We start from the raw sequence: 9947 nt of genomic DNA, 5'->3' as shown, positions 1-9947 counted from the left end.
CATGTCCACCCTTCCGCATCGACCGCCGCGGCGCAGGGTGGCCCGGCCGGCGGCTGTCTCAGCAGTGCACCCGAGTCGAGGTGGCCACGCCAACCCCCACCCGGATGCCTACCTGAACGAGTGAAGGTAGTAGGTGGGACCCGGTTGGCCCACCCCCCAGAGTTGGCAATTCAGTGGCAACTTGACAAACGCCACAACCTGGGAGAACTACCTTCACTCGGTCAGTGTTAGCGCTGAGTAGCCGGAACGCTCGGTAACCCGGTGAACCTTGTGCCCCGACCCTTTCAGGCTACCCCGTCCCGGCGGGCCGCCTCGGCCACCGCGGCGGCGACTTCGAGCGGAACCCTCGGGTCCAGGGCGCTGGGCACGATCGCGTCCACCGACAGGTCCTCGGCGGCGACCTGGAAGATGGCCTCGGCCGCGGCCAGCTTCATGTTCTCGGTGATCCGCCGGGCGCCGCAGTCCAGCGCGCCGCGGAACACACCGGGGAAGGCGAGCACGTTGTTGATCTGGTTCGGGAAGTCGCTGCGGCCGGTGGCGACCACCGCGGCGTGCTGGGCGGCCAGTTCCGGGTGGATCTCCGGGTCCGGGTTGGACAGCGCGAACACGATGGAGTCCGCGGCCATGAGCTGGATCTGCGCCAGCGCGACCTTGGACGAGGACAGCCCGATGAACACGTCCGCGCCCTTGAGCGCCTCGTCCAGCGAACCGGTGAGGCCACGCGGGTTGGTGATCCCGGCCAGCTCGGCCTTGATCGGGTTGAGCCCGTCCCTGCCCTGGCTGATGATGCCGCGGGAGTCGAGCACCACCACGTCCTCGACCCCGGCAGCGCGCAGGATCTTCGCGCAGGCCACGCCGGCCGCGCCCGCGCCGGAGATGACCACCTTGAGCGGGGCGAACTCGCGCTTGAGCGCGGCCGCGGCGCCGCGCAGGGCGGCCAGCACGATGATCGCGGTGCCGTGCTGGTCGTCGTGCATGACCGGGCAGTCCAGGGCCTCGATCAGCCGCGCCTCCAGCTCGAAGCAGCGCGGTGCGGCCACGTCCTCCAGGTTGACCGCGCCGAAGGAGGGGCGCAGCCGGACCAGGGTCTCCACGATCTCGTCCACATCGGTGGTGTCCAGCACCAGCGGGATCGAGTCGAGTCCGCCGAAGGTCTTGAACAGCGCGGACTTGCCCTCCATCACCGGCAGCGAGGCGCGCGGGCCGATGTTGCCGAGGCCGAGCACCGCGGTGCCGTCGCTCACCACGGCCACCAGCCGGTGGGTCCAGGTGTAGCGGGCGGCGAGGCTCGGGTCGGCCGCGATGGCCTGGCTGACCCTGGCCACCCCCGGCGTGTAGGCGATGGACAGCGCACGCGGGTCGGCGAGTGAGGCGGTCGGGGCGATCGCGAGCTTGCCGGCCTCGTGCGCGGAGAAGATCTCCTCATCGGTGAGCTGACCGGTGGCCTGGTCGTCCACGGTTGTCACAGCGTCCCTCCTGGAGGGGGCGAGAGTTGTGGGCGTGCCCGAATAGGCACGTGACGCGGTCCGCCGGACGCTGTCGCACCCTGGCGTTTCGCGGGATCAACGGGTCGACCACTGGACTACGGGGTGGAGTCCGGTGATCAACACACGCTGCGGTGTCGACAGTGTGGCAGCACTTCCTGATCGTGTCTGCGGCGGGGATCACAGTTACCTTTTTCCTTCCGGCGCAGGTCAGGGCCTGTTTTGCAAGACGTCCGTCCGGCTTGTTGCCGCGGCGGGCGGTCCTCCGCAGGTCGCGGGACTCGCGCCGTAAGCTCAAGCACCATGCAGGTGCGGAAAATGACGATCCCCGATGCTTACGAATTCACTCCGAAAAGTTTTCCGGACGACCGCGGACTTCTGGTGGTTCCGTTCCAGGCCGACCTGGTCACCGAGACCGTCGGATACCCGCTGCCGCTGGCCCAGAGCAACCACTCGGTGTCCCGCCGCGGGGTCATCCGCGGTGTGCACTTCGCCGACACCCCGCCAGGGCAGGCCAAGTACGTCTACTGCGCCAGCGGCGCCCTGCTCGACATCATCACCGACATCCGGCTGGGCTCGCCGACCTTCGGCAAGTGGGAGGCGGTGCGGCTGTCCTCGGAGACCTACAACTCGATCTACATCAGCGAGGGTCTCGGGCACTGCTTCCTGGCGCTGGAGGAGAACACGGTGATGAGCTACCTGTGCTCCACCCCGTTCACCCCCGCGCGCGAGCGGGCAATCAACCCGCTGGACCCGGCGCTGGGCCTGCCCTGGGCGGAGTACCTGGACGGCGCGGCGCCGGTGCTCTCGGTCAAGGACACCGAAGCGCCGAGCCTGGCCGAAGCCGAGGCCGCCGGTCTGCTGCCCAAGTACCAGGCCTGCGTCGACCACTACGCCAGCCTGCGCGCCAACGCCTGAGAAGTCCCCGTCCCCGCCAGGTCGGCCACCGTCGCCACGACCTGGCGGGCCCGTGTCAGCCCCGCCGCCGCGGCCGCCCCGGCCCGTTCAACTCCGCCGAGGCAGCCGCCCCGGCCGTGGCCACAATCGCCACCGCACCACCCCGAGCACCTCGGCCGCGCCGAGTGCCTTCGAGTCGGTGGAGCCGAAGGTGTTGTCCCCCAACACCCACCAGCCGCCCGCGACCGGCCGCACGGCCCGCTTGACGGATAACTGCCCCGGCCGCGCCGCCCAGCGCACCAGCACCACATCCCCGGCCCGCGGCCGGCCACCCCGACGGACCAGCACGACGTCACCGTCGGCCAGCGTCGGCGCCATGGACGGCCCACGCACCAACAGCCTGCGCACCGGCAGAAGCCCGAGCGCCAGGACGATCACCTCCGCCTGCCGGTCCGGTACGCCCGGAGTAGGGTCACCCGCGTCGGAGCATCCATTGTTCAGGAGGACATGATGCGACTGTTGTCGCGCATCCTCGCCCCGCGTCTGGAGGTCACCGCGCACTGCGACCTCCCGTGCGGCGTGTACGACCCAGCCCAGGCGCGGATCGAGGCCGAGTCGGTCAAGGCGATCCAGGAGAAGTTCCAGTCCAACGAGGACCCGGAGTTCCGCCAGCGCGCGATCGAGATCAAGGAACAGCGCTGCGAACTCGTCAAGCACCACCTGTGGGTGCTGTGGACGGACTACTTCAAGCCACCGCACTTCGAGAAGTACCCGGAACTGCACGAACTGTTCAACCGGGCCACCAAGGCCGCGGGCGCCGGTGGCGCCAAGGGGTCCACCGACCCCAAGACCGGCACCGAACTGCTGGACTACATCGAACAGATCTCGACCATCTTCTGGGAGACCAAGAAGGCGGCGTAGTTCACGCAACCGCTCTAACCAGCGACGAGGGCCGCACCAAGATCGCCCGGCACAGCTTGGGCACAATCCGCGCTAGGCGGGCTGACAGACAGCGAGCCCAGCACGGAGTCCACGATCGACCTGGTGCGGTCCTCGTCGCCTGGCCACAGGTGCGAGTACACCCGCAGCGTGACGACCGCCGAGGAGTGGCCGAGCACGACCTGAACCTGCTTCACCGACGCACCACCAGCGATGAGCGCCGAGGCGTAGAAGTGCCGTAGGTCATGCGTGGTGCTCTTCTCCAGCTCGACCGGCTTCCGCCGCGCCCGCTTCGCGGCCTCGTTCTCCGCCCGCTGCAACGCGACCTGCGCGGTGTTCCACATGCTCTTCCACCCGCGGTACATCGCCGGTCGACCACCCTCGTTGATGAACAGCCATTCGTCGGACGGGTAGGCCGCCAGGTGCGCGGCCAGCTCGTCCAGCACGACCCGGCCGAGCGGGACCGTCCGCTTGGACTTCGCGGTCTTGGGCGGCCCGATCCGGCCATTCTGGAGCCGCTGACGATCCACGCGGACCGTGCGCCGCAGGAAGTCGACGTCCGACACCCGCAGGCCGAGCAGTTCCCCGATCCGCAGGCCGGACCCGGCCAGCAGGACGACGGCGCCGCGGTACCGGTCCGGCACCGTCGCGGCGAGCGTCCGCACCTCGTCGACGGTCGGCGGGACCACCTCGGCCTCCGGCTTGGGCGGCAAGGTGATGTTCTTGCACGGGGTGGCCGCGATCACCTCATCGTCGACGGCCGCGGCCATGATCCGGCCGAGCACCTCGTAGACGTTCCCGACGCTCCCAGGCCCCAGCACCTCAGCCAGACCCTTGACGAGCCCCTGAACGTCGCTGCGCCGGATCGACGACACGGCGCGGTCACCGAGCACCGGCAGGATGTGCAGGCGCAGCGCGTTGTCCACGATCCGCGTCTGCGCCTCACCGGCGACGTTCGTCGACTCCCACCCGCCCGCGTACTCGCGGAGCGTGATCTTTCCCGCTCGCGGGTCGATCCACCGACCTCGCGCGATGTCCGCGCGCGTCGTGACATCGGCGTTTTCGGCGTCTGTCTTCCGCGTGAACAGCTCTTCCCGCTTCTCCTTCGTCACCGGGTCGATAATGCGAACGCGCCACCGCCGGCCGCGACCGTATCGCTTCGACGGCAAGGGCTTGTCATCCGGGCCTCGCTTCGTCTTCAGGAACCAGAGATCGTCAACGGCCATCGTCGGACTCCTTATCCGAGGCGTACTCCATCGAGGCGACCAGGGTCGGTCCTAGTTCGGCAACAAGGGCTGAGACCTGCTCAGCGTTGTCGACCGCCTGGTTAGCCAGGTCGAGCGCGGCCAGCGCGGCGCCCTGATGCTTCTGCATCGTCGCCAGCGCATGCGCGAGGTTCCTGAGCTGGGTACGCAACTGCTCGAAGCTGGCCGCTTCGGATACCGGCGGGTACGCAACCGCCGTAAGCCGCGACCGGTCGAGCAGCGCTCCACTCGGTAGTTCGATCTTCTGCACGAACGCCGAGGGGGTGAGCAAGCGCGTCACGGTCGTTTCGAGGACGTGGGCTACAGCGATCAGTTCAGCCGCTGTCCACAGGCGTCCTCCCTGCTCCGCAGAGCTGACAGCCTGCCTGGACCACGGCTTCCCCAGTAGGTCCCCAAGCTTCTGACCGAGCTGCACCTGCGTCAGCCCACTCGCCTCGCGGGCATCCCGGACTCGTTCGCCAATGATCTTTTCGATCTGCACCAGACCTCCAATTGTCACGCTTGAGCATGACAGGCACTTTGCGTGTTGACAACTAATGCAACCGGACGCAAGCTGTAGCAGGACAGTCATTCCACAGCTTGCGGAGGTGTTGAAGTGTCCAACACGAGACCTCTCGCTACCCCGGACCAGGTGAGCGAGTTCCTGAACGTCCCGAAAGCAACCCTCGTGGCCTGGCGGAACAAGCGGGTCGGCCCGCGGTTCAGCACGGTCGGCCGCCACGTCCGCTACCGCTGGACCGACGTCGAGCAGTGGCTCGACAGCCAGGCCAACGACGGCGCTCGGGCGGTGGCCCGATGACCACGCTGTCCGCCCACCTGCACACCGGCCAGCAGTCCGACGAGGCCGCCGCGGTCACCGACTGCCTTCGCGCCCTGGTCGTCTTGGAACGCCAGCACGGAACCCGGATCTTCGATCTCGCCGTGGAGAACCTGCTGGAGTCCCGGGAGTACAACCGCCGTCGAAACGCCGCCCGCCCCGAACTGGTCAATGAGATGAGGGCGATCCTGACGGCGATTGGCACGGACCCCGCCATCATCGCCGAGGTCACGGAAGGGGCCGACAATGCCCCCGAAGCGGCCTAAACAGCGAGAAGACCGCCCCAGCCCTGGAGCGGCCTCCCACAAGGTCACTGGTTCGCCAACCTCGACCAACTCGCAACGCTACGCCGTGGGCTCCACAGCGGCCACCCTCGACGTGGTTCCTCGGCTGCCCGCCCTGCTCACCCCTGGCCGACGCGGCACATGGTTGCTGGTCGTCGCCAGGTGCCCGTTCTGCCACAAGCGCCACACCCACCGCGCTGAGCACGGTCCGGCCACCGGCGAGACCTCCCGCCTGTCGCACTGCCTTGACGGCGGCCAGCCCTACCGACTGGTCCCAACCACGCGGGAGGCCGCGTGATCCCGCGCCCACCCGAGTACGGCTCCGCCGAGTGGCACGCACTGTCCACTGAGGACCCGCTCAAGATCGCTGCCGTCGCGCGGGCGGCCGAGTCCTGGCGCCGGTTCTGGCTGCCCGATGCCGTCACCTTGCGGACCGAGCAGTTCGAGGCCGAGATTGCCGACCGGCTCAAGCAAGCCGCCGTGGCGATCAGCACCGGCGCCGACTGGGTGAAACTCGCCAACACCCCGTCCCATGCCGAACTGCAACGTCGCCGCGCCCTGCCGACACAGTTGCACCAGGAGTTCGTCACCCGTCACGGCGGCCCGTACCTGGGCGGTCCCGTCGACTGGTCGACCGGCCGCCCCCACAACACCCGGGAGGCCGCCGCGTGAGCATGCCTGGCTACGGCAATCCCGACTACGACGACCAACAGTGGGCCGAGGCTGACGGCACCGTCCACGCGGGCCTGGCCGACACCCAGCCCGTGCCCGAGATGCACCGTGGACAACTACGCATGGCGGAACGCCTCGCCGCGCGCCACGGCGGGAGACTGCTGCACGCCCACAACATGGGCTGGTACCTCTGGGACGGTCAACGCTGGGCACCCGACCGCGACGGGGCCGCCATGCGCGCCGCCATCGACACCGTCAAGGCCGCCCTGCACGAGCTGACCCACCTCGACGGCAGCGACCGCAGCGCCCTCAACGGCGACATCCGCAAGTCCGAATCCGCCAGCGGCCTCGAAGGAATGCTGCGCATCGCCGAAGCACTCACCACGTTCGCGGTCTCGGCCGACCAGCTCGACGCCGACCCCTACCTGTTCAACACCGCTGACGGCACGCTCGATCTCCGCACGGGCGAGATCCGGCCGCACGCCCCTGCCGACCGGATCACCAAGGTCGCCGGTTGCGGACTCGGCGAGGAACACGGAGAGGCGTTCCCCCGGTTCCTCGCCGAGATCCTCCCCGACGCCGACGTCCGCGGCTTCGCGCAACGCCTGTTCGGCTACGCCATGCTCGGAACCGTCCGGGAACACGTGCTGCCGATCTTCACCGGCACCGGACAGAACGGAAAATCCACCCTGCTCAACGTGGTAGGCGAAGCTTTCGGCGACTACGCGATCGCCGCAGAACCGGAAATGCTGGTCGACCGCGGCAACACCCATCCCACCGGTCAGGCCGACCTGCTCGGCGTGCGCCTGGCGATGACCTCAGAGACCGACGAGGGACGCCAGCTCGCCGCAGCCACCGTGAAGCGGCTCACAGGCGGGGACAAGATCCGCGCACGGCGGATGCGCAAAGACTTCTTCGAGTTCGAGCCCTCCCACACCATCGTGCTGGTCACCAACTTCAAGCCGAAGGTCTCGGGCGATGACCCCGCGCTGTGGCGGCGCATCCGCGTGGTGCCCTTCGACGTGGTGGTAGAGCAGATCGACACCCGGCTATCCGAACGGCTGGCGCTGGAGCTGCCCTCGGTGCTCGGGTGGGCCTACGCCGGGTACCGCGAGTACACCGCTACGGGCTTGGCGGCACCGGAAGTGGTCGCCGAACGCACGGCGGCCTACCGCGCCTCCTCCGACGCCCTCGGCCGGTTCCTGGACGACCGGGCGATCATCACGCCGCACGGCTTCGTTCGGGCACGGGAGTTGTTCCGGGCGTGGTCTGACTGGTGCCACCAGAACGGTGAACAGGCAGGCAGTGAGGTCACCTTCGCCGACGCCATGGCACGCCGGGGACACACCAAGACCCGGCGCAGCATCGGACAGGTCTACCTCGGCTTGATCTTGCAAGAAGCCGAGGATGACGCGGCGTAACCACCTGCTCACAGGCGAAGTGCAGGGTTGTGCAGGGTTTACCGATTCGACCTACGCGCGCACACCTAAGCGTCAATCACCAAACCCTGCACAACCCTACATCCAAGCCCGTGACCAGCACACATACCTGATCATCACCTGCGGAGGAGACACCGTGACCGACAACCCCATGGCCTACACGATCAGCGACTACCAGACCGACCACTGGTCCCTGAAGGGCATCTGCGACGACACCGAAATGGAGTTCAAGACCAAGATCGACGCCGCGCTCACAGCCCTAGCCATCTGGGACTGCTACCAGGAGAACCCACCCGGGAGCGAGCCAGTACTGAACCTCTTCGGCTACGGCGAGGTCCGCGAGGTGCTCACCGGCCCCGACGACACCGGCTATTTCTGGGGACACGAAGCAGCCGAAGCCCTCGGCTGGGACCCAGCGGAGTTCGCCAAGTGGGCAGAGGATCAATGGCGGTGGGACATCGTTGCCCAACGGGAAGCCGACGAGAAGACCGGGACTCTGGGGTGGGACTGCATTCAGCACCACCCGATGAACGTCACCGTCTGGCAAGGCGAGGGCCGATCCCAGGACTACCCCGCAGCGATGCGCGGGGAGATCACGAAGTACTGGTGTGACATCTACCTGATCCACACCAGCCGGATCATGCCACTGATGAGGGAATCCCCTTGGGGGAAGGAGTGGTTCCAGGCCGTCAAGCCCATGCTGGCGTGGGGGTTCGAGAAGTCCGGACTGGCCGCGATGATGGGCCAGACAGAGACCGTCACCATCTCGGACAACTCCGCAGGTGAGAGCAGCGCTGCACCGAACGGTCAAACCCTGGCTGACGCCATAGCCGAAACCCGGGGTGGCCTCACCGAGCAGGAAGCCCGCGACCGGGCCATGCGCGGCCCCAGCATTCCCGAGGACATGCCGTGACCGCTCGTCCCGGTCGCTCGCGTGCGCGCGTTACGCCCCCTGCCGCTGGCGACTACCCGGTCGCGGCTGGTCGCGGCGCTGGTGTGGTCGGGGCCGTCGAGCGTGAGCGTCTGCGCGGCGCCCTCGGTGCCTTGCTGCGTCGGGAGCGGCTGGCCGCCGGATACTCCCTGCTGCGGCTTGCCCGCGCGACCGGGTGCGCCCGCTCAACGATCCGGCGGCTACAGGCCGGACAGCTCCGCCCCCGAGAGAGCCTGCTGCGCTGCATCGCCGGAGTCCTCGCCGTCGACGACCCCGCCCCGCTGGCTGCCCGCCTGATCAAGGCCGCTGGCTCGTCGTGCCAGCCGGACACACCAGCTTCGCAGCGCGCCCGGTCCCGCCGCGCGACCACCGCCGCACTGGCCGGCCACCGGCCGCTGCCCATCGATCTCGCCCGCGCCCTCACGCTGCACCGGCAGGCCGACGCGGCATGGTCGCGGGCACTGGCACTCCTGGCCCGGCCTGGCGCCCTTGGCAACGTCACGGTGCTGGATGAGGTGCTTCGGTTGCAGGATCGCGCACGCCTGCTCCGGGAACAGGCGGGTCCGCCGGTGATCCTGATCATCGGCAACCACCAGATCAAGGCGGGGTGGTCGATGTGAGCGACACCCCGCCGCCGCACCCTGACCGTGAGGAACTGCTCGCCTTCCTCCGCCAGCACCGGCGCCAGCAGCGTGACGACAAGCTCCGCCACGGCCTCATCTGCCCGCGGACCCACCGCGAGATGGAGCTGTTCGCCGAGGAACTGCTCACCCCGTCCGACCCCGGCGCCGAGGACCCCACACCGTGACCGCCGACCGGTCACCCTCGCCACCGCCCGCCGTCTTGGCCGCTGGGGGTGTGTTCCTGCCCGCCGAGGTCTGCGAACGCCTCTGGCGCATCCTGCGGGACCACCTGACCGCACGGCTACGGGATGGCGGCCAGGTGCGCCCCGAGATCGCCGACGCTCTGGCAGTGCTGCGCGCGGCAGCTCTGGCCCACCTGTCCGCGTACGGACACCTCACGCGGACATCCGCGGACATCGGCACATCCTCAGCACCAGCGCCACCCCTGGTCACCACGGCAGAGCTAGCCGCTCGGCTCGGTGTCAGCGAACGCCACGCCCGGCGCCTGGCGCACGCCGAAGGCATCACTCCCGCCGCACGCGGGAGCTGGACGGCAGAAGACGCCGCCGCGCTGGCGGCCCACCGAAGGAGATGAT

At 68.8% G+C, this 9947-nt stretch carries 15 protein-coding genes; 11 read left to right on the top strand and 4 right to left on the bottom strand.

The window, feature by feature from the left end; genetic code table 11:
* Positions 1 to 284 precede the first annotated feature (284 nt).
* The gene (locus ACTOWY_RS29780; RefSeq protein ID WP_441312921.1) at positions 285 to 1466 is read right to left on the bottom strand and encodes an NAD(P)-dependent malic enzyme; all 1182 of its coding nucleotides are present in this window, start codon (positions 1464 to 1466) and stop codon (positions 285 to 287) included.
* A 321-nt stretch (positions 1467 to 1787) separates the two neighbouring features.
* Here ACTOWY_RS29780 and ACTOWY_RS29775 point away from each other — a divergent pair, with 321 nt between their 5' ends.
* Positions 1788 to 2402: a dTDP-4-dehydrorhamnose 3,5-epimerase family protein gene (locus tag ACTOWY_RS29775; protein ID WP_441312920.1), complete on the top strand. Its 615-nt coding sequence runs from the start codon at positions 1788 to 1790 to the stop codon at positions 2400 to 2402.
* An 87-nt stretch (positions 2403 to 2489) separates the two neighbouring features.
* On the opposite strand, the gene ACTOWY_RS29770 is transcribed toward ACTOWY_RS29775, so the two are convergent.
* Entirely contained in the window at positions 2490 to 2819 is a 330-nt protein-coding gene (locus tag ACTOWY_RS29770) for a S26 family signal peptidase (protein WP_441312919.1), read from the bottom strand.
* Between the two features lie 72 nt (positions 2820 to 2891).
* On the opposite strand from ACTOWY_RS29770, the gene sodN reads away from it, so the two are divergent.
* Positions 2892 to 3302 carry a superoxide dismutase, Ni gene (gene sodN, locus ACTOWY_RS29765; RefSeq protein ID WP_247764204.1) on the top strand — a complete coding sequence of 137 codons (411 nt, stop codon included), beginning with the start codon at positions 2892 to 2894 and terminating at the stop codon, positions 3300 to 3302.
* Between the two features lie 14 nt (positions 3303 to 3316).
* On the opposite strand, the gene ACTOWY_RS29760 is transcribed toward sodN, so the two are convergent.
* Together ACTOWY_RS29760 and ACTOWY_RS29755 are read right to left on the bottom strand one after the other, a co-directional pair.
* Complete coding sequence (locus ACTOWY_RS29760; protein WP_441312918.1) at positions 3317 to 4546, bottom strand: tyrosine-type recombinase/integrase; 1230 nt, start codon at positions 4544 to 4546, stop codon at positions 3317 to 3319.
* Complete coding sequence (locus ACTOWY_RS29755) at positions 4536 to 5066, bottom strand: helix-turn-helix domain-containing protein (protein ID WP_441312917.1); 531 nt, start codon at positions 5064 to 5066, stop codon at positions 4536 to 4538. Before ACTOWY_RS29755 ends, ACTOWY_RS29760 begins: the two co-directional genes overlap by 11 nt.
* Positions 5067 to 5216: 150 nt before the next feature.
* On the opposite strand from ACTOWY_RS29755, the gene ACTOWY_RS29750 reads away from it, so the two are divergent.
* From ACTOWY_RS29750 to ACTOWY_RS29710, 9 genes are all read left to right on the top strand, one after another.
* On the top strand, positions 5217 to 5384 hold the full coding sequence (locus ACTOWY_RS29750; protein ID WP_441312916.1) for a helix-turn-helix domain-containing protein: 168 nt from the start codon (positions 5217 to 5219) through the stop codon (positions 5382 to 5384).
* On the top strand, positions 5381 to 5668 hold the full coding sequence (locus ACTOWY_RS29745; RefSeq protein ID WP_441312915.1) for a hypothetical protein: 288 nt from the start codon (positions 5381 to 5383) through the stop codon (positions 5666 to 5668). Before ACTOWY_RS29750 ends, ACTOWY_RS29745 begins: the two co-directional genes overlap by 4 nt.
* 85 nt (positions 5669 to 5753) lie before the next feature.
* Positions 5754 to 5984, top strand: coding sequence for a hypothetical protein (locus tag ACTOWY_RS29740; RefSeq protein WP_441312914.1), 231 nt, complete (start codon positions 5754 to 5756; stop codon positions 5982 to 5984).
* Positions 5981 to 6358: a hypothetical protein gene (locus tag ACTOWY_RS29735; RefSeq protein WP_441312913.1), complete on the top strand. Its 378-nt coding sequence runs from the start codon at positions 5981 to 5983 to the stop codon at positions 6356 to 6358. Before ACTOWY_RS29740 ends, ACTOWY_RS29735 begins: the two co-directional genes overlap by 4 nt.
* A 2-nt stretch (positions 6359 to 6360) precedes the next feature.
* The gene (locus ACTOWY_RS29730; protein ID WP_441313048.1) at positions 6361 to 7779 is read left to right on the top strand and encodes a DNA primase family protein; all 1419 of its coding nucleotides are present in this window, start codon (positions 6361 to 6363) and stop codon (positions 7777 to 7779) included.
* Between the two features lie 154 nt (positions 7780 to 7933).
* On the top strand, positions 7934 to 8710 hold the full coding sequence (locus ACTOWY_RS29725) for a hypothetical protein (RefSeq protein ID WP_441312912.1): 777 nt from the start codon (positions 7934 to 7936) through the stop codon (positions 8708 to 8710).
* A gap of 131 nt (positions 8711 to 8841) precedes the next feature.
* Positions 8842 to 9348 carry a helix-turn-helix domain-containing protein gene (locus ACTOWY_RS29720; protein WP_441312911.1) on the top strand — a complete coding sequence of 169 codons (507 nt, stop codon included), beginning with the start codon at positions 8842 to 8844 and terminating at the stop codon, positions 9346 to 9348.
* Complete coding sequence (locus ACTOWY_RS29715) at positions 9345 to 9536, top strand: hypothetical protein (protein WP_441312910.1); 192 nt, start codon at positions 9345 to 9347, stop codon at positions 9534 to 9536. Before ACTOWY_RS29720 ends, ACTOWY_RS29715 begins: the two co-directional genes overlap by 4 nt.
* Positions 9533 to 9946 carry a hypothetical protein gene (locus ACTOWY_RS29710; protein WP_441312909.1) on the top strand — a complete coding sequence of 138 codons (414 nt, stop codon included), beginning with the start codon at positions 9533 to 9535 and terminating at the stop codon, positions 9944 to 9946. Before ACTOWY_RS29715 ends, ACTOWY_RS29710 begins: the two co-directional genes overlap by 4 nt.
* Position 9947: the final 1 nt, after the last annotated feature.

This window comes from Crossiella sp. CA198 (assembly GCF_052078295.1).
In the GTDB taxonomy this organism is placed as follows: Bacteria; Actinomycetota; Actinomycetes; order Mycobacteriales; family Pseudonocardiaceae; genus Crossiella.
Note: the sequence above shows the minus strand (reverse complement) of the source record. Positions and strands in the feature narration are given on the sequence as shown.